This is a genomic window from Shimia aestuarii (assembly GCF_900114635.1).
GTDB lineage: Bacteria > Pseudomonadota > Alphaproteobacteria > Rhodobacterales > Rhodobacteraceae > Shimia > Shimia aestuarii.
Genome location: NZ_FOTQ01000016.1, coordinates 1 through 18,720 on the forward strand (window position 1 = coordinate 1; position 18,720 = coordinate 18,720).

General features: G+C 60.2%; 18 protein-coding genes and 1 tRNA gene. 15 read left to right on the forward strand and 4 right to left on the reverse strand.

Annotation, left to right across the window (positions count from 1 at the left end):
• A partial coding sequence (locus BMZ35_RS19780; RefSeq protein WP_131814408.1) for an EF-Tu C-terminal domain-related protein occupies positions 1–95 on the forward strand: 95 nt, incomplete at its 5' end.
• A 199-nt stretch (positions 96–294) separates the two neighbouring features.
• On the forward strand, positions 295–1,098 hold the full coding sequence (locus tag BMZ35_RS19785) for an FkbM family methyltransferase (RefSeq protein ID WP_165610142.1): 804 nt from the start codon (positions 295–297) through the stop codon (positions 1,096–1,098).
• On the opposite strand, the gene BMZ35_RS19790 is transcribed toward BMZ35_RS19785, so the two are convergent.
• Positions 1,095–1,778: a lysophospholipid acyltransferase family protein gene (locus BMZ35_RS19790; protein WP_093096964.1), complete on the reverse strand. Its 684-nt coding sequence runs from the start codon at positions 1,776–1,778 to the stop codon at positions 1,095–1,097. The genes BMZ35_RS19785 and BMZ35_RS19790 overlap by 4 nt on opposite strands.
• A 122-nt stretch (positions 1,779–1,900) precedes the next feature.
• Between BMZ35_RS19790 and BMZ35_RS19795 the strand changes: the two genes are divergently transcribed.
• The 10 genes from BMZ35_RS19795 to rplA all read left to right on the forward strand — a co-directional run bounded on the left by BMZ35_RS19795 (position 1,901) and on the right by rplA (position 9,999).
• A tRNA-Trp gene (locus BMZ35_RS19795) sits at positions 1,901–1,976 on the forward strand.
• A gap of 156 nt (positions 1,977–2,132) precedes the next feature.
• A complete protein-coding gene (locus tag BMZ35_RS19800; protein ID WP_093096967.1) occupies positions 2,133–2,726 on the forward strand; it encodes a hypothetical protein in 594 nt (197 codons plus the stop codon).
• A gap of 136 nt (positions 2,727–2,862) precedes the next feature.
• Complete coding sequence (locus tag BMZ35_RS19805) at positions 2,863–3,546, forward strand: hypothetical protein (protein WP_093096968.1); 684 nt, start codon at positions 2,863–2,865, stop codon at positions 3,544–3,546.
• 89 nt (positions 3,547–3,635) lie between these two features.
• Positions 3,636–3,833 (forward strand): preprotein translocase subunit SecE, encoded by a 198-nt coding sequence (gene secE / locus BMZ35_RS19810; RefSeq protein WP_093096971.1) that lies wholly within the window; start codon positions 3,636–3,638, stop codon positions 3,831–3,833.
• A gap of 197 nt (positions 3,834–4,030) precedes the next feature.
• Positions 4,031–4,564, forward strand: a complete 534-nt coding sequence (gene nusG, locus BMZ35_RS19815) for a transcription termination/antitermination protein NusG (RefSeq protein WP_093096974.1) — start codon at positions 4,031–4,033, stop codon at positions 4,562–4,564.
• 148 nt (positions 4,565–4,712) lie between these two features.
• Positions 4,713–5,138 (forward strand): hypothetical protein, encoded by a 426-nt coding sequence (locus BMZ35_RS19820; RefSeq protein ID WP_131814409.1) that lies wholly within the window; start codon positions 4,713–4,715, stop codon positions 5,136–5,138.
• Positions 5,128–6,267 (forward strand): adenylate/guanylate cyclase domain-containing protein, encoded by a 1,140-nt coding sequence (locus tag BMZ35_RS19825; RefSeq protein WP_093096980.1) that lies wholly within the window; start codon positions 5,128–5,130, stop codon positions 6,265–6,267. The genes BMZ35_RS19820 and BMZ35_RS19825 overlap by 11 nt, the downstream gene beginning before the upstream one ends.
• A 165-nt stretch (positions 6,268–6,432) precedes the next feature.
• Positions 6,433–8,679, forward strand: coding sequence for a HEAT repeat domain-containing protein (locus BMZ35_RS19830; RefSeq protein WP_242654874.1), 2,247 nt, complete (start codon positions 6,433–6,435; stop codon positions 8,677–8,679).
• A 196-nt stretch (positions 8,680–8,875) separates the two neighbouring features.
• Positions 8,876–9,301, forward strand: a complete 426-nt coding sequence (gene rplK / locus BMZ35_RS19835) for a 50S ribosomal protein L11 (RefSeq protein WP_093096986.1) — start codon at positions 8,876–8,878, stop codon at positions 9,299–9,301.
• The gene (gene rplA, locus BMZ35_RS19840) at positions 9,301–9,999 is read left to right on the forward strand and encodes a 50S ribosomal protein L1 (protein ID WP_093096989.1); all 699 of its coding nucleotides are present in this window, start codon (positions 9,301–9,303) and stop codon (positions 9,997–9,999) included. The genes rplK and rplA overlap by 1 nt, the downstream gene beginning before the upstream one ends.
• Positions 10,000–10,073: 74 nt before the next feature.
• Here rplA and BMZ35_RS19845 read toward each other — a convergent pair whose 3' ends face one another.
• The 3 genes from BMZ35_RS19845 to BMZ35_RS19855 form a co-directional block, all read right to left on the reverse strand.
• Positions 10,074–10,472: a hypothetical protein gene (locus tag BMZ35_RS19845; RefSeq protein WP_093096992.1), complete on the reverse strand. Its 399-nt coding sequence runs from the start codon at positions 10,470–10,472 to the stop codon at positions 10,074–10,076.
• A 12-nt stretch (positions 10,473–10,484) separates the two neighbouring features.
• The gene (locus BMZ35_RS19850) at positions 10,485–11,777 is read right to left on the reverse strand and encodes a metal-dependent hydrolase family protein (protein WP_093096995.1); all 1,293 of its coding nucleotides are present in this window, start codon (positions 11,775–11,777) and stop codon (positions 10,485–10,487) included.
• Between the two features lie 187 nt (positions 11,778–11,964).
• Positions 11,965–12,837 carry an aldose 1-epimerase family protein gene (locus tag BMZ35_RS19855; protein ID WP_093096998.1) on the reverse strand — a complete coding sequence of 291 codons (873 nt, stop codon included), beginning with the start codon at positions 12,835–12,837 and terminating at the stop codon, positions 11,965–11,967.
• A gap of 507 nt (positions 12,838–13,344) precedes the next feature.
• On the opposite strand from BMZ35_RS19855, the gene rplJ reads away from it, so the two are divergent.
• The 3 genes from rplJ to rpoB all read left to right on the forward strand — a co-directional run bounded on the left by rplJ (position 13,345) and on the right by rpoB (position 18,706).
• The gene (gene rplJ / locus BMZ35_RS19860) at positions 13,345–13,863 is read left to right on the forward strand and encodes a 50S ribosomal protein L10 (protein ID WP_093097001.1); all 519 of its coding nucleotides are present in this window, start codon (positions 13,345–13,347) and stop codon (positions 13,861–13,863) included.
• A 74-nt stretch (positions 13,864–13,937) separates the two neighbouring features.
• Positions 13,938–14,318, forward strand: a complete 381-nt coding sequence (rplL, locus tag BMZ35_RS19865) for a 50S ribosomal protein L7/L12 (RefSeq protein ID WP_093097003.1) — start codon at positions 13,938–13,940, stop codon at positions 14,316–14,318.
• Between the two features lie 254 nt (positions 14,319–14,572).
• A complete protein-coding gene (gene rpoB, locus BMZ35_RS19870; RefSeq protein ID WP_093097006.1) occupies positions 14,573–18,706 on the forward strand; it encodes a DNA-directed RNA polymerase subunit beta in 4,134 nt (1,377 codons plus the stop codon).
• Positions 18,707–18,720: the final 14 nt, after the last annotated feature.

Genomic DNA, 18,720 nt, shown 5'->3' on the forward strand with positions numbered 1-18,720 from the left:
TCGCGCCGATCGCGATGGAACAGGGCCTGCGCTTTGCCATCCGCGAAGGCGGCCGCACCGTCGGTTCCGGCGTTGTGTCGAAAATCATCGAGTAATTCAGGTCAAACCTGAAGAACCGGAAAGGGCGCCCCACAGGGCGCCCTTTTGCGTTGCGCGTGCGGAGCGTTCCGGACCGTCGGTGCCGGGGCGTCTGAAAAAGCGGGCGGGGTGATGCGTGGCCATCAAAAGACCTGATTTTCGGGTCAGGTTTGATACTGTGCAATGAAGTGGCAGCTAACCGGAACGCGAGGCATCATGAAATCGAGGCTTGTTGGGACGTGGGCAGGCGATGTGTTGCTGCGGTTTTCCCGGTGGCGGTCATTGAGAAGTGTTCCTCTGGGCAATCCGGAGGCGGCGGGGGCGCGGGCCAATGCCGTGCTGGCGGACCGCCTGATCGCGCAGCTTTGCCCCGCGCAGGGCAGGTTTCTGGATGTCGGTGCGCATATCGGGTCGGTGTTTGCCAGCGTGCATCGCGCCATGCCCGGTGCGGAGATCATCGCCATCGAGGCCGATCCGGACAAGGCGGCGGCGCTGCGGGCGCGGTTTCCCTATTGCACCCTGCTTGAAGCGGCTGTGGGCGAGAGCGAAGGCAGCGTGGATTTCTTTCGCGATCCCGGCAAGAGCGGTTTCAACTCGCTTGCCCCCGGCGAAGGGCGGGAGCGGATCACGGTCGAGCTCAGGCGGCTGGATGACCTGTTGCCCGATACCAGGGTCGACCTGATCAAGATCGACGTGGAGGGTGCCGAGCTGGGTGCGCTGCGCGGCGGGGCGCGGTTGATTGCGCGTGGTCGCCCGGTGATCCTGTTCGAAAGCACCGAGGTCGGACCGAATGCGCTGGGATATTCGGCGGAGATGCTCTGGCAATGGTTTGACCGCCACGATTACGGTGTGTTCACGCCGGACCGGCTTGCCCACGAGGCGCCGCCGATGACCAGCGAGGTGTTCGTGGACTCGCATGAATACCCGTTCCGCACCCTGAACTATTTTGCGGTGCCGATGGAGCAACGGCAGGCGATCCGGGACCGGGCACGGAAGATTCTGGGCGTTGAGGCCCGTTAGGCGCGCCCAACCGCGGTGTCGGCGTCTTTGGTGACGTCGTCAAGCGCGGTTTGCAGCGACAGGCGCAAGGTTTCGGTTTGCTCATCGGTGGCCTTGCGGGGCACCTCGTCCGTCCATTCGCGGCATATCAGGATGCCCCTGGAGCCCGCGCGGGGCAGCCACATCCGGTCCCATGTGGGCAGTTCGCGGACCTTGTCAGCGGAGAAGGCCACGACAAACACCCGCTTTCCGGAAGAGCGCGCCCAGATCAGGGGCACGGAGGAGCAGACCCGTGCCGGCCCGTTGGGACCATCGGCTGCGATCCCGATGGAATAGCCCTCGCGGATCTTGCCCAGAATCTTGCGCGACATGGTGACATGGCGGCGATTGGAGGACATGGCAACGGTCTCCATGCCAAACCGGGTCTGGAACAGCCCGGCCATGCGGCCCGCGCGCGCGTTCGAGGTGAGTGTGAAGATCCGCCCCAGATCGGTCGGGAACAGGTAGGGAGACATCATCAGCCGCTGGTGCCAAAGCACGACGATCACGGGTTCCCCGGCGCGCAGACTTTCTTCCATCGGTTCAAAGCCGATACGCTGCCATGTCGAGCGCCGATGGGCGCGCCGGACCATGGCCTCGATCCGCGCGGCCACGAAGTTCTGCACGCGTGGGCTGTTGGCGATTTTCTTTCTGAGGCTCACGAGGATCGGTCCTTTTTTCCTCTCTCTTAGTTCAGGCGGAGCGTGGTGGCCAGTCCGGGACGAATTCGCGCGATTTCCCTCTTGCCACCCGCGCTTGGCTGGACTAGGACATGCCCGACCTTAGGGGTATAGCTCAGTTGGTAGAGCGACGGTCTCCAAAACCGTAGGTCGCGGGTTCGAACCCTGCTGCCCCTGCCATTTCCTCATTTCGTCGAAATTCCGTCCGCAAAGAAACCGCGCGTGCGTCATGCCGTTGCCGGAGCTGCGCCGTCTTCTCGCCATCTAGGTTAACTATCACTTTCCAGAACCGGCATCTGTTTTCCGATGCTGTCTTGCGGGCGAAGTGAGGACGACATGAAGCAGCATTGGACATTGGGGGAAGTGGAAACGCAGCCTGATGACATGCCGCCGTTTTTGGAGAGGCAGGATGTGAGGGCCGCAAGGCCTGTGCGCCAGAGGCTCATGCGGGATCTGGAGGCGCGACTTTCGACAGGCGTTGCAGACCGGCGCAAGGCACAGGAGTTGTCGCGGGTCGAGAAGGTCATGCGCCGGAATGCGCCGGACCTTGCGGGCGCCGATGAGGCCGAGATTGCCGCCGCAGTGGCGCGTCGGCGAGCGCATCTGGATGCAAAATGGCCCCGCCCCCGGCTGCTGGCGCTCATTCTTCTGATGGTTCTCGGGCTGTCCTCGCCGGGTGTGGTGCTGCGTCTCGCAGTCTGGGCCCTGATCCTGTTTCTGGTGGCATCGGTGGCCTGCGGACCGGAGCGGGCGCGGGACGGGGTGTTCCTGTTGGGGCGGCGGTTCAGGAAGCTGTGGAAGCACGAAATCGTCGTGGCCCGCAAGGTGATGGCCTACGTTCGCGCGATGCTGCCGGCGGCCAACGACGGTGGCGATGCCGCAGATCCACGGGCGGAGCGCCGTATTTCTGCCGCACAGATGCCCCGGTAATACCCTAATTCTTCTTGAAAATGCCTTACTGCAATGCTGCGAATCGACATCGGTCTGATGTTTCGTTTGCCGGGCATGGGGGCGTGTGAAGGTTCCGCCGGGCCGGACTGGTGTCTCGTCTTTTGGAGACACGGAGATGAGCGACGAAGAGGTTGCCGAACGCGATGGCACGGGGGCGCGCCAGTTCGGAGAAGAAATCATTGAACCCGGAGAACCCTTTACCGGGGAAACGCTGGATACCATCCGCGCGCTGATCGCGGACTCGCCGGACGTCGGGGTGACTGCTACAGACGGCATGAAACCTGAAGAAACGGCAAGCGGACGGTTCGAGCCGGCCGTCAGCGGTCAGTCACACGGGCATGATGCCATTGAGACACCCCGCGATGTTCGGGAAACTGTTCCGTCGGAAGAGGCAGAGCCAGCCCCGGCACGGGTGCGCCGCGCCTGGCGGCGGCTGGAGATTGTCGAAGGGGCGCCCGGACAACTTGTGCGCCATGTCCTGAGATCGCCGCGTTGGATTGCGCTTATGATCCTCGCAGGTGTTTTCCTGTGGAGACCATGGTTCATCCCGGCGCTGGTTTTCGTGATCGTTTTTGCCCTTTTGCTGATTGGTGTGTTGATCGGGCAGGACCGGCTTGGGCGGATCATGATCTACGTGTTGAAGCGCTATATCTGGGCTGACCCGGCACGCGGGGCGGCCTTGCAGAACGTGTTGCCGGCACGCTGGCACCCGTTCCTGTACAAACCGCTGGGCGATGAGGACGCGTGGGAAGGGCCGGTTGATCCCACCTTTGCCGCACGATTGGCGCGGATGCGGTAGGCGTCGGGGACGCGGAAGGCAGAAACGGCCTTGAATTTGCCGGTCTGCCCCAGTATGTGAGCCTCTGATCAAGGCAAAGAAGAAGCGTCATGGCGAAAACCAATCCGATCACCTTTATTCAGCAAGTCCGGGCCGAAGTTTCGAAAGTGGTCTGGCCGACCCGCCGCGAGGTCCTGCTGACCACGGTCATGGTGTTCATCATGGCGGCGCTGACAGCGACGTTCTTTTCGCTGGTCGATATCCTGATCCGCAGCGGTCTGCAGGGTATTCTGGGGCTGTTCGGCTAAGCGCAGGACCGGTTCGGGCGGCGGCTTTGCCTCTTGAAATCAACGAGCAGGACAGGTAGGTCACGGCCTACTTCGGGACATGGCGTGTGGCGATTCGAGTTGCACGCCGATTTTTTGTTCCCGGAAGCCCTTTTTTGAAGAAGGGTCGAAAGGAAGCAGTCCGGCACTGGGCCGGCAAGGACGGGAAAGACGATCACATGGCGAAACGGTGGTATTCGGTTAGCGTGCTGTCGAACTTTGAAAAGAAGGTCGCCGAGCAGATTCGTCAATCGGTCGAAGAGCAGGGGCTCGAAGAGCAGATCGACGAAGTGCTGGTTCCGACCGAGGAAGTGATCGAAGTCCGCCGTGGCAAGAAAGTGACCTCTGAGCGCCGCTTCATGCCGGGCTATGTTCTGGTGCACATGGAAATGAGCGACCGGGGCTATCACCTGATCAACTCCATCAACCGCGTCACCGGGTTCCTTGGACCGCAGGGTCGCCCGATGCCGATGCGTGACGCCGAGGTGCAGGGCATCCTTGGCCGTGTCGAGGAAGGCGAGGCCGCGCCGAAGCTGATGATCAGCTTCGAAGTGGGTGAGAAGGTCAAGGTCAATGATGGTCCGTTCGAGGATTTCGACGGCATGGTCGAGGAAGTGGACGACGAGAACCAGCGCCTGAAGGTGACGGTGTCGATCTTTGGCCGCGAGACCCCGGTCGAGCTGGAGTTTACGCAGGTGACCAAGCAGGGCTGATCCTGCGACATCAGAGATTTGAGGCGCCGCGCGGGGAAACCCGACGCGGCGTTTTTCGTGGCGCCGCCTGCAAAGGGCATTTCACAACGTATTTGAGTTGAGGAATGGGGCGTGATTAACTGGATATCTCACGATGTTCGGAAGCTGGATGATCAGATCGCCCCGACAGGAAGCCAACAGACACAACGCACAACCCAACATGCTTGTTCGTGCGATTTCCGGCATGTCGGTGTCCATCCGGGCGAAATTGTTGGTCGCGTTTCTGGGCGTGACATTCCTGATGGCGGGCCTTGCGGTGGTCGGTCTGGCGACATTGCGACAGGCAAACGACCGCACCGAGAAGCTGATCCGGGATCAGGAACGCATCGCGTATTTCAACGAAGCCTATTCCTATTTGAGTAACCTGCTCGCGCTTGCTGCTGCAATTCCGACGGATCCCGTGGATGTGAAGGGTGACAATGTGAGTGCGGTCTTTGTCACACCGGGGTTCACTTTTTCTGGGCGTGTCCAACAATCTGGTACTGCACACTGGACATGGGTTGCGGAAGTATGGACAGCAGGGGATGGCCGATGAGCAGTTCATGGCATCGCTGCGCAGCGGTGCGAAAGAGCTTGAGGCGATCGCGGCAAAAGCCACAAGTGCACGGCGGATAAAGGATTACGAGACGGCGGGCATCATCGCGTGGCAGGAATTTGCGCCCATCGCGTCACGCCTTCAGGGAAACGTCTATTCGAAGGTTCAGGAAATCGAAGCGGAAATGGCCGAAACGGCGCGGTCGACGGCCCTTGCCTACAAGTCGTCGGTCGAGTTCGTCAGCGCGACGGCCCTGATCTCAGTGGGTCTCGCGTTGTTGCTGGGATATGCGATTTCGTCTTCGCTGGTTTGGCCCATTCAGCGCATTGGACAATCGTTCAAGGCTATCGCGGGGGGGGATTTCACGGAACGTGTCGCCGTGCCGAACCGGGACGAGCTGGGCGAACTGGCGCGCAACCTGAATATCACCAGCCAGAAACTTGGTGAGCTTTATGAAACGGTGGAAGTGCAGCGGGATCAGCTACGGATCGAGAATGCGCGGTCGGAGACATTGCTCAACAATCTGCTTCCCGCTCAGGTGGCCGCCCGGTTGAAAGCCGACCCGGATCAGGAAATCGCGGATCATTTGCCCTCGGTCGCCATCCTCTTTGCCGACATTGTCGATTTTACGCCGCGCTCGGCCCGGATGGCACCCGAAGAGATCGTCAGTTTCCTCAACCGCATGTTTTCGGCTTTTGACGAACTGGCCGGGGCGCACGGGTTGGAGAAGATCAAGACGATTGGAGATTCCTACATGGTGGCGGCGGGCATGCCGGACCCCTGTGAGAAGCCCGCGCACAAGGTTGCCGCGATGGCGCTTGACATGTTGGATGCGGTGAAGGCCTTGCCGGGCAACGTGGAGCTTCGGATCGGGTTGCACATGGGCCCGGCGGTTGCCGGGGTGATTGGCCGCCAGAAACCGTTCTACGATGTCTGGGGAGAGACGGTGAACACCGCCAGCCGCATGGAAAGCCATGGAGAGCCGGGGCGGGTGCAGGTCACGGATGCGATCCGCGACCAGCTTGAGGGCGTGTTCCGATTCAAGGCCGGCGGTGTCAGGGACATTCCGGGCGTGGGCAAGCTGAGAACCTGGTGGTTGGAAGCGCCGCTGGTCACAGGGGCGGGGTGATCCAGGGGCGTCATGCTTGCGGGCGCGGGGGGAAACCGCGCGAGCGGGAGGAGGCGTCAAGGGCGCGATCCTGACCACGAACCATCAGCGGCACCGACAAGGGACAGGTCAGAGGCGGTGCCCGGTTCCTTGCCATGAAATCGCAGTTCCCAGAAAAATGTCCGAATGTTAAGCTTGGATATTATGGAACGCCGCCCAAACCGTCGCTTAGCAGCTATCCTGGCCGCCGATGTTGCAGGCTATTCAAGGCTGATCGGCTTGGATGAGGAAGGCACGATCGCCAGACTTCGGCGCATCCGTGCCGAAGTCTTTGAACCTTCGATCTCGCGGCATTCGGGACGCATCGCGAACACCGCGGGCGACAGTTTCCTGATCGAATTCCGTAGTGCGGTGGATGCCGTTCTGGCGGCCACCGAGATACAGGCCGAACTCTCGCAAAGAAACTCGGACGTCGCCCCCGATCGCGCCATCGCTTTCCGGATCGGTCTGAATGTAGGAGACGTCGTCACGGATGCCGACGACATTCTGGGCGATGGCGTGAACGTGGCCGCCCGGCTTGAGGCATTGGCAGACCCCGGCAGGATACTCGCCTCGCAGTCGATCGTGGAATATGCCCGCAACAAGGTGCCATTCCGCTTTGAGCCAATTGGTCCGCAACGGGTCAAGAATATCGCCGAGCCCATTGAAGCCTTCCGCATCGAGGCGGATGACGGGCCGCCCTTGCCTCGGCCGAAACCGAAGATGGCGCCTCTTTACGCAAAGTCGGCGGTCGTCCTGGTTCTGTTGGCGGCAATGGGTTTTTTCGGTGCAAGGACGTGGGAGAAAAGTCAATTCCGCGCCTCCGAGGCCCAAATGGCCTATCCCCTGCCGGACTTGCCGTCGATCGCCGTGCTGCCGATTGCGAACTCTACCAATGACGCCTCCAACAAAGTGCTGATCGACGGCATCTCCGAGGATCTGATCACGGACCTGTCCCGCATTTCCGGTCTTTTCGTCATTGCTGGAAACACCTCATTTGCATTTCAAGGTGGAGACATCGATGTTGCCGGATTTGCCGAAAAACTGGGTGTTCGATACGTCGTCGATGGCAGTCTGAGACGCATGGATGAGAGTTTTCGGGTCACTATTCGCCTGACCGACACGCTGAATGGAAGGTTGATCTGGGCGGAACGGTTCGATGGCGAGATTGATGATATCTTCGAGTTGCAAAACAGTATCGTTCTGGCGATTGCACAGGAACTGGGGGTTCCTCTCGACGGCCAGGGCAGTTTGGCCATAGAAGGTGCCAAAACTGAAACAATCGGGGCGCGCGAAGCCTTCCAGCGCGGCTGGGAGTTGTACTCGCGCTTTAATGAGGAAGATAATCTCGCTTCAATTCCCCATTTCGAGCGGGCTGTCGCGTTGGATCCGGGCTATGGGCGTGCGCGGGCAATGCTTGCACTGGCCCATTTGCGGCCGCACATCTTCCATCATTGGACGGGATTTACCGATGCCGACGAACAGATGCATATTGGCCTGTTCTACAGATACTACCGTGAACTGGCACAGCAGGACTCGCCGCTGATCCACGTTGTCAGGGCAGTTGTCTCTCTCAACCTGCCGGATTGGGACAGTGCCACGGGTGTCAGTCGCGGAACGAGCGAAGCCAGACAGGCCGCCGCAAAAGCGATTGCGCTGCAGCCCAGTGACCCGGAAGCACATTTGACGATGGGATGGGCCCTTATCGCGGGTGGTGAACCAGAGGAGGGGCTGGCATTTGTTCAGGCCGCCATGCGTCTCGATCCGGCCTATCCCAGCCACTATGCGCTGTTCGAGGGGGCGGCGCATTTTGCGATGAATGATTTGCCCGGGGCAGAGGCGGTCATCTTGCAGGAACTCTCCCGCAGCCCTCAGGCGACCGAGTTGATGCCGTTCGCGGCCTCTGTTCTGGCGCTGAATGGGGATCGGCGGGCTGCGCGGGCCATGACCGACAAATGGCAGCAAGGACAGCATGGGGGCGCCCTAGAGGACGCTGTTCGCGATTACTTCTTTATCGTGCGTTGGATTGGCGCGTACCAGCACCTGAACGACAGGTTGAAAAAGGGTCTTCGACTGGCCGCGCTGCCGCCGGGTACGACCGTGGCGAGCCTCAGGGCGGCCGTGACACGCGGGGATGCCAAAGAACAACGCGCCGCGGCGCAATCATTGGCGTTGTTTGGTGCCCAGGCTGCAGATGCAGTTCCCGAGCTGATCCTCTTGCTGGGCAGTCCGTCGGTCTTTGTCAGAAAGGAAGCCGCAATCGCTCTGGGTGAAATTGGAGAGGGGGCTGCATCTGCCCTGCCGGCACTTGAGGCAATGGCCGACACGTCGTTGTCCGGTAGTTACGCTGCACGGGCAATCCAAAAGATCACGGCAATTGCCGCTCAGCAGTAAGGGTATCGTCTGCCCTGGGGCCCGCGTGGCCGTTCTCTGCGCGCCCTCTTGCCAACCCTTCCAAACAGGCGTAAATGGCGCGGATCGTCTTCGGGCGAGATTCTCTCGTGGGAGGTTGGGGCATCGCGATGTGCCGCCGGACCACGCAACATAAACCGGGCGGAACGCGTTCCGTCTACGTTGAAAGGAAAACCAAATGGCTAAGAAGCTTGCTGGTACGATGAAGCTGCAGGTTCCTGCAGGTCAGGCCAACCCGTCGCCGCCCGTCGGCCCCGCACTGGGTCAGCGCGGCATCAACATCATGGAATTCTGCAAGGCGTTCAACGCCAAGACGCAGGACATGGAGCCCGGCGCGCCGTGCCCGACCGTGATCACCTACTATCAGGACAAGTCCTTCACCATGGACATCAAGACGCCGCCCGCGTCTTACTACCTGAAAAAAGCGGCCAAGCTGAAATCCGGCGCAACCAACCCCGGTCGTGAGACCGTTGGGTCGGTGACTGCTGCGCAGGTGAAAGAAATCGCCGAAGCGAAAATGAAAGACCTGAACGCAAACGACATCGATGCTGCCATGCAGATCATCCTTGGTTCGGCGCGTTCCATGGGCATCGAGGTGAAGTGATGGCGAAAGTTGGAAAGCGGACTGCCGCAGCGCGCGAAGCGTTTGCAGGCAAAGAGAACCTGACTGTTGAAGAAGCCGTCGCGCTGGTGAAAGGCGCTGCCTCGGCCAAGTTTGACGAGACTGTTGAAATCTCGGTTCAGCTGGGTGTTGACCCGCGTCACGCAGACCAGATGGTCCGCGGTGTGGTCGGCCTGCCGAACGGCACCGGCAAAACCGTGCGCGTGGCCGTGTTTGCCCGTGGCCCGAAAGCGGAAGAAGCCCAGGCAGCTGGTGCGGATATCGTTGGCGCAGAAGACCTGATGGAAACCATCCAGGGCGGCACCATCGAATTTGATCGCTGCATCGCAACCCCGGACATGATGCCCGTCGTTGGCCGTCTGGGTAAGGTGCTTGGCCCCCGCAACCTGATGCCGAACCCCAAGGTCGGCACCGTGACCATGGACGTGGCACAGGCCGTGCAGAACGCCAAGGGCGGTGAAGTGCAGTTCAAGGCCGAGAAGGCCGGTGTTGTGCACGCAGGTGTTGGCAAAGTGTCGTTCGACGAAGGCAAGCTGGTTGAAAACGTGCGCGCGTTCATGGACGCCGTTCTGAAAGCCAAGCCGTCGGGTGCCAAAGGCGCCTATGTCAAGAAAATCGCGCTGAGCTCGACCATGGGCCCGGGCGTGACGATCTCGGTCGACAACGCCGCCGCGCAGTAAGCTGCGCCAAACGGCAAGAATTTAGGGGCGTCCCGTTCGGGGCGCCCCTTTTTTTTGTCGCAAAAGTCAATTCATCATCCGGTGCAATTGACGGTTTTGAACCATCCGAACAGCGCGACGATGTTCAAGGCGGTCCCGAACCCGTTGATCGCGACCGCGACGGCAAAGGTTGTGTTGGAGGCATAGTTCTCTAGCCCGCTGTCCGCGTAGCGCAGAACGTTGGCAATCACGCCGCCGCCACCGAACAGCACCAGGGCAGGGATCATGCCCAACCGATACCAACCCACCCTGCCGATCTTGCCGATGTAGAGTACGCCGAAATAGACAATGAACATGACGATCGACGGGCCGATGGCAGCGGCGCTGAGCGCATCGCCAGTCAATTCACGCCGTAGAAGGCTAGTGATGAGATAGCCCAACGAAAGCGCAGCAAAAAGGGCTTGCAGGCGCAGCAATGTGCGCAGTTCGACCATCGATAAACCTCACTACAACGTGTTTTTGTAAATCACGCCGCCCTTCATGATCAGGTCCAGAACGGTTGCCGAATCTTCCAGAATGGAAATGTCTTCAAGCGGGTTGCCGTTCATCAACAAGAGGTCGGCATGGGCGCCCTCGACAAGCTGGCCAACAATACCCGGATAGGGACTTCTGTCACCGGACAGTTGAAGCAATTCGCCCGAGTTCGCTGTGGCCTGTGTCAGGATTTCGGCGGGGGAGAACCAGTCAAGCCGCGCTGCGAATTCCTTGTTTTGGTCGGCGCAGGCCTGCGGGTTGACCACGACATCTGTACCGAAAGCGATCTTGATACCGTGCTTCTTGGCCAGCGAGAACATGCTGTCCAGTCCGGCCTCGACCATCTTGCCCTTGGCCAGCCGCACTGGACCCAAGTCGGGCGAGAAAGTGCGATAGACCAGAACCTGCGGGCTGAGCCAGATGTCATTTTCGGCCATCATAACCGCGATTTCCTCGTCGATCAGGTTGCCATGTTCGATCGATCGGACGCCGGCCTCGATTGCCTGCTTGATGCCGTCCACGGTGTAGACATGCGCGGTGACGTAAGTGCCGAAACCGGCGGCAACCTCGACGGCGGCTTCGATCTCTTCCTTGATGAACTGGCGCCCGTCGATTGGGTCAAACTCGGTCCCTACACCACCCGCAAGGTGCATCTTGATCTGGCTCGCGCCACGTTTCAGATTTTCCCGCGCCGCGGCCAGAACATCATCTCTGCCGTTGACGATGCGGCTGTACTGAAGTCTTTCCAGATTGTTCTCTGGTCCACCGAATTCGCGCGGGTTCATGAAACGGGGGTTAGCGTCGCCGTGCCCACCAAACTGAGAAATCGCACGCAGCGACGGCCAGACACGAGGTCCCGCGATCTCTCCGCGGTCGGCAGCCAGCTTTGCGCCCCAAGACGCGCCGCCCACATCACGAAGGCTGGTAAAGCCGCGCATCAGCGCATCCTCGGCGGCTTGGGCGGCCTTGATCCCAATATAGTCAAGGTCTGGTGCGTAAGAGCCGGCCATATCCATCACCGGCACAGAGCACAGGCTGAGATGGTAATGCATATCGATAAAGCCCGGCGTCATCACCCGGCCTTCGGCGTCGATCACGGTAGCGCCTTCGGGGGCGCTCAGGCCTGCACCCATGGCGGCGATCTTGCCATCTTCGATCAGGACATCCTGACCTTCGATCAGGTCGGGACCGATGCCATCGAAAATGCGGGCACCCGTGATCAGGGTTGCGTCTTGGGCCCAAGCTGCGAGGCCGAAGAGTGCCATAGCTGAAGAAAGCAGAAAGGACTTCTTGGAATTCTCCTAGTGAGTATAAACATTTATCGTTCGCAGAGCCGATGCGAAGGAAGGTGGACATCGAACTCCGTCGGCGTGCTGCTGTGTTGAGACTATCGGTTTTCCCGTTGGGTGTGCAAAGCAAAAAGTTGGTGTGACCGAACAAGTGCGGTTGCAATCAGACAGTGACGCTGAGCGAATAGCCGAAGGTTTTATTGGCGCCGGGCGATAGGGTCGTGCTGTTGGGGCGTTCGCCGATTTCCGGGCCGTCTCCGACCCGTGACGCCGTGCCGTGCCAGGGTTCGATGCACAGGAACGGGGCGCCGGCCGGTTTCCAGAGCGCGAGGTCGGGCAGGTTGTGGAACGTGAAGTCGAGCCATGGTCCATCGGCGGGGCCATAGCGCAGGCTGTCCGCGCCGTTGGGGAACACGAGCGCGCCATCTGAAAAGAGCTGTTCGGCGAGCTCCAGTTGCCCGTTTTCGAAAGGGCCGGGAACGAGATCGGCGTCAAGCAGGCCATCGTCGTGCAAGGGCTGGCGCCGGGGTGATCCGCCAGCGGCCAGTTGCACATGGTGTGGTTTGTCGGCGGCGCCGGGCAGGGGCCAGAGGAAGGCTGGATGAAAGCCGAATCCGAAGGGCATGGGCCGATTTGACAGGTTTTCGATGCGGGCGGTGACGCCGATCGTGTTGCCGCTCAGCTCATGCGTCAGGTGGAGGGCAAAATCAAACGGGTAGCTTTCCCGTGTCCCGTCGCTGGCGCGCAAGACGTGGTGGCACTTTGTTGCTGTACTTTCGACAAGGTCGAAATGGCTGCGCCGGGCAAAGCCGTGCTGAGGCATGGTGGCGCGGTGGTTCCCGACGGCGATGACATCGTCGACCGCGCGCCCGACGATCGGGAACAGCACCGGTGCGCGCCCGGACCAGAAGGCAGGATCGCCATGCCAAAGGAGATCGTCACCGTCATTTGTGCGCAGATACTGCATCTCTGCCCCGAGCGGGGCGACGCCGAGCGTGAGTCTGTCATTGGAGATCGTGACGTGATCGGTTGTCATCGGGCCTGTCCCAGTTGAAAATGCTGTGCAGTATGCGGGTCTCAAACTGTGCTCAAGTTAGCGGCTTGTGCGTGGAATGGAACCGGGTTTTCCGTGAGGCCGCCGGTACAGATGCAGGCGGCGCGCCCGGTCGGGCCGCGTGGCGTGTGAGGGGCGGCTGGACTGCAGAGGCGCTTTGCGACTGTCCCGCGGATATGGGGGCGGGTGGGCATGAAGAAAACGCGGGTACGTTTGTTTTACCTCTTGGAAACCCCCGCCCCATCGCCTAAATAACCTCTCGAAACAAAGCGTGCGATTCGTCGTGCGCTTTGTTTTGTTTCGTCCAAGACGGTGGGTGTTGCGGGTTTTGCCGTGACTTAATTCCCTGCCTGAGACGGGAAAGACCCAGATTTACCGCGGGCTTCATGCTCTCGGGCGATAATGGCGATGCCCCGTAAAAGGACTTCATGCCGGGAAACCGGTGAACATGAGCCGGGGGGCGTGAGCTTCCCAAAATTGGAGAGAACTGTGGATAGAGCCCAGAAAGAAAAAGTGGTCGAGGAACTCGGCCAGATCTTCGAAAGCTCTGGCGTCGTAGTGGTTGCCCATTACGCCGGTCTTACAGTTGCTGACATGCAAGACCTGCGTGCTCGCGCTCGCGAAGCAGGTGGGGCCGTGCGTGTTGCCAAGAACAGGCTCGCCAAGATCGCCCTTGAGGGCAAGCCCTGCGAAAGCATGGGTGACCTTCTGTCGGGCATGACCGTTCTGACCTATTCCGAGGACCCCGTGGCAGCAGCCAAGGTGGCCGAGGACTTCGCCAAGACGAACAAGAAGTTCGAAATTCTTGGCGGTGCTATGGGCGAGAACGCTCTGGACCGTGCCGGCGTTGAAGCCGTGTCGAAGATGCCGTCTCGCGAGGAGCTTATTGCTACCATCGCAGGCATGATCGGCGCACCTGCTTCGAATATCGCTGGCGCTATTGGCGCACCTGCTTCGAACATCGCATCCATCCTGTCGACCATCGAGGAAAAGGCAGAGGCTGCGTAAAGCAACTTACGAGACCGCGTAAGGACAAGCGTCCGACGTTGGAACACACATACTGAAAACGGAAAGAGTCTAAAATGGCTGATCTGAAAGCACTCGCAGAAAGCATCGTGGGTCTGACCCTGCTGGAAGCACAAGAACTGAAAACCATCCTCAAAGACGAGTACGGCATCGAGCCGGCTGCTGGCGGCGCCGTAATGGTTGCTGGCCCCGCAGGCGACGCCGGTGGCGCAGCTGAGGAAGAGAAAACCGAATTCGACGTCGTCCTGAAATCGGCAGGCGCTTCGAAAATCAACGTCATCAAAGAAGTCCGCGGCATCACCGGCCTGGGCCTCAAAGAAGCCAAAGAGCTGGTTGAAGCCGGCGGCAAGGCTGTCAAAGAAGGCGTTTCGAAAGAAGAAGCCGAAGAGATCAAAGGCAAGCTGGAAGCAGCTGGCGCCGAGGTCGAAGTCAAGTAATCGGGAAGGAATGGTGCCGCGAGGCGCTGTTCCACCAGATTTTCAGGCTGGGTCCGGGGTTTTCCCGTGCCCAGCCGAACCTGTCTCAGAGAGGGCTTTTTGTCAAAAGCCTTTTCTAAGGCGAGGTTTGGAACGGGAGGCCGCCATTGGGACGGTGGCCGGGAATTGTCCATATTTCGACCGTCTCGTATGGGCGTGGTGCCGGGGACCCGACGGCTGCCGCGACCGGTGAGAAATGAAAGGTGACATCGACCATGGCTCAGACCTACCTTGGCCAGAAACGTCTTCGTAAATACTACGGCAAGATCCGTGAAGTTCTGGATATGCCGAACCTGATCGAGGTTCAGAAATCCTCGTACGATCTTTTCCTCAACTCCGGCGACATGCCCCAGCCGACCGACGGCGAAGGCATCAAAGGCGTGTTTCAGTCGGTTTTCCCGATCAAGGACTTCAACGAGACCAGCGTGCTGGAATTCGTGTCCTATGAGCTGGAAAAACCGAAATACGACGTTGAGGAATGCCAGCAGCGCGACATGACCTATTCGGCGCCGCTGAAGGTCACTCTGCGCCTGATCGTGTTTGATGTGGACGAAGATACCGGCGCCAAGTCGGTCAAGGACATCAAGGAACAGGACGTGTTCATGGGCGACATGCCCCTGATGACGCCGAACGGCACCTTTGTCGTGAACGGCACCGAACGCGTGATCGTTTCCCAGATGCACCGTTCGCCGGGCGTGTTCTTTGACCACGACAAGGGCAAGACCCATTCGTCGGGCAAGTTGCTGTTCGCCTGCCGCATCATTCCCTATCGCGGCTCGTGGCTGGATTTCGAATTCGATGCCAAGGACATCGTCTTTGCCCGCATCGACCGCCGCCGCAAATTGCCGGTGACGACGCTGCTTTATGCGCTGGGTCTCGACCAGGAAGGCATCATGGATGCCTATTACGACACCGTGAACTACACGCTGGACAAGAGCAAAGGTTGGGTCACCAAGTTCTTCCCCGAGCGCGTGCGTGGCACCCGTCCGACCTTTGACCTGGTTGACGCGGCCACCGGTGAAGTGATTGCCGAAGCGGGCAAGAAAGTGACCCCGCGTGCGGTCAAGAAGATCATCGACGAAGGCAAGATCACGGAACTGCTGGTGCCGTTCGAGCACATCGTTGGCAAATATGTCGCCAAGGACATCATCAACGAGGAAACCGGCGCGATCTATGTCGAGGCCGGGGACGAGCTGACGCTGGAATATGACAAGGATGGCGATCTGATCGGCGGCACCGTCAAGGAGCTGGTCGATAACGGCATCACCGAGATTCCGGTTCTGGACATCGACAACATCAACGTCGGTCCCTACATCCGCAACACTATGGCCGCGGACAAGAACATGGGTCGCGACACCGCGCTCATGGACATCTACCGTGTCATGCGCCCGGGTGAGCCGCCCACGGTCGAAGCGGCGTCGGCGCTGTTTGACACGCTGTTCTTTGACAGCGAACGCTATGACCTCTCGGCTGTTGGCCGCGTCAAGATGAACATGCGCCTCGCGCTGGACGCAGAAGACACCATGCGCACCCTGCGCAAGGAAGACATCATCGCCTGTATCAAGGCGCTGGTCGAGCTGCGCGACGGCAAGGGCGACATCGACGACATCGACCACCTCGGCAACCGCCGTGTGCGTTCGGTCGGCGAACTGATGGAAAACCAGTACCGCGTTGGCTTGCTGCGCATGGAGCGCGCAATCAAGGAACGCATGTCGTCGGTCGAAATCGACACGGTGATGCCGCAGGACCTGATCAATGCGAAACCGGCGGCTGCCGCCGTGCGCGAATTCTTCGGCTCTTCGCAGCTCAGCCAGTTCATGGACCAGACCAACCCGCTTTCGGAAGTCACCCACAAACGCCGTCTCTCGGCGCTTGGCCCGGGTGGTCTTACCCGTGAGCGTGCGGGCTTTGAGGTGCGCGACGTGCACCCGACCCACTATGGCCGGATGTGCCCGATTGAAACGCCGGAAGGCCCGAATATCGGTCTGATCAACTCGCTGGCCACCTTTGCCCGCGTGAACAAGTACGGCTTCATCGAAACCCCGTACCGCAAGGTTGTCGACGGTCAGGTCACGGACGAAGTGAACTATATGTCCGCGACCGAAGAGATGCGTCATACCGTGGCCCAGGCCAACGCGACGCTGGACGAGAACGGCAAGTTCATCAACGAGATGGTCAACACCCGCCAGGCCGGTGACTATACCATGGCGCCGGTGGGCTCGGTCGATCTGATCGACGTGTCGCCCAAGCAGTTGGTCTCGGTGGCGGCTTCGCTCATTCCGTTCCTTGAAAACGACGACGCCAACCGCGCACTGATGGGCTCGAACATGCAACGTCAGGCGGTTCCGCTCCTGCGCGCAGAAGCGCCGCTGGTCGGGACCGGTATCGAGGAAAAGGTTGCGATCGACTCGGGTGCGGCGATTCAGGCGAAACGCGCCGGGATCATCGACCAGGTGGATGCACAGCGTATCGTTGTGCGCGCGACCTCGGATCTCGAACTGGGGGATGCGGGCGTGGACATCTATCGTCTGCGCAAGTTCCAGCGTTCGAACCAGAACACCTGCATCAACCAGCGTCCGCTGGTGAAGGTGGGTGACACGGTTCAGAAGGGCGAAGTGATCGCGGACGGTCCGTCGACCGATCTGGGTGAACTGGCTCTGGGTAAGAACGTGGTCGTCGCGTTCATGCCTTGGAACGGCTACAACTACGAAGACTCGATCCTGATCTCGGAACGTATCGCGCGTGATGACGTGTTTACCTCGGTGCATATCGAGGAATTCGAAGTCGCCGCCCGTGACACGAAGCTGGGCCCGGAAGAGATCACCCGCGACATTCCGAACGTCGGTGAAGAAGCGCTGCGCAACCTCGACGAGGCGGGCATCGTTTACATCGGCGCGGATGTTGAGCCGGGCGATATCCTCGTCGGTAAGATCACTCCGAAGGGCGAAAGCCCGATGACGCCGGAAGAAAAGCTTCTGCGCGCCATCTTCGGTGAGAAAGCATCCGACGTGCGCGACACCTCGCTGCGCGTGAAGCCGGGTGACTTCGGGACTGTCGTGGAAGTGCGCGTCTTTAACCGCCACGGTGTGGAAAAAGACGAACGTGCCCTGCAGATCGAGCGTGAAGAGATCGAACGCCTGGCACGTGACCGTGACGACGAAATGGCGATCCTCGACCGCAACATCTATGCCCGTCTGAAGGACATGATCCTTGGCAAAGTTGCTGTTAAGGGGCCGAAAGGCGTCAAGGCGAATTCGGAAATCACCGAGGAGCTGCTCGCCAGCCTGAGCCGCGGTCAGTGGTGGCAGCTGGCGCTGGCCGATGAGGCCGACGCACAGGTGGTCGAAGCGCTGAACGAACAGTACGGCGTTCAGAAACGGGCGCTTGAGCACCGTTTCGAAGACAAGGTCGAGAAGGTCCGTCGTGGCGACGACCTGCCGCCGGGCGTGATGAAGATGGTCAAGGTCTTCATCGCCGTGAAGCGCAAGCTTCAGCCGGGCGACAAGATGGCCGGTCGTCACGGGAACAAAGGTGTTATTTCCAAGGTTGTGCCGATGGAAGACATGCCGTTCCTCGCCGATGGTACCCCGGTCGACTTCTGTCTGAACCCGCTGGGTGTGCCTTCGCGTATGAACGTCGGTCAGATCCTTGAAACCCACATGGGCTGGGCCGCGCGCGGTCTTGGCATCAAGGTGGACGATGCGCTTCAGGAATACCGTCGGTCGGGCGATTTGACCCCGGTGCGTGACGCACTGCACCACGCCTATGGCGAAGATGTCTATGAAGAAGGCATCCGCGACATGGACGAGGGCGCGCTGATCGAAGCCGCGAGCAACGTGACCCGTGGTGTGCCGATCGCAACGCCGGTCTTTGACGGCGCCAAGGAAGGTGACGTGAACGACGCGCTGGTGCGTGCGGGCTTTGACAGCTCGGGCCAGTCGATCCTGTTTGACGGTCGTACCGGTGAACAGTTCGCGCGGCCGGTGACGGTGGGTGTGAAATACCTGCTGAAACTGCATCACCTTGTCGACGACAAGATCCACGCACGTTCGACCGGTCCGTACAGCCTCGTCACGCAGCAGCCGCTGGGTGGTAAGGCGCAGTTCGGTGGCCAGCGCTTTGGGGAAATGGAGGTCTGGGCTCTGGAAGCTTACGGCGCCGCCTACACCCTGCAGGAAATGCTGACCGTGAAGTCGGACGACGTGGCCGGCCGGACCAAGGTCTATGAATCGATCGTCAAGGGCGAGGACAACTTTGAAGCGGGCGTACCGGAATCGTTCAACGTTCTGGTCAAAGAAGTCCGTGGCCTCGGCCTGAATATGGAACTCCTGGATGCGGAAGAAGAGTAAGGGCGTCGCGCCCT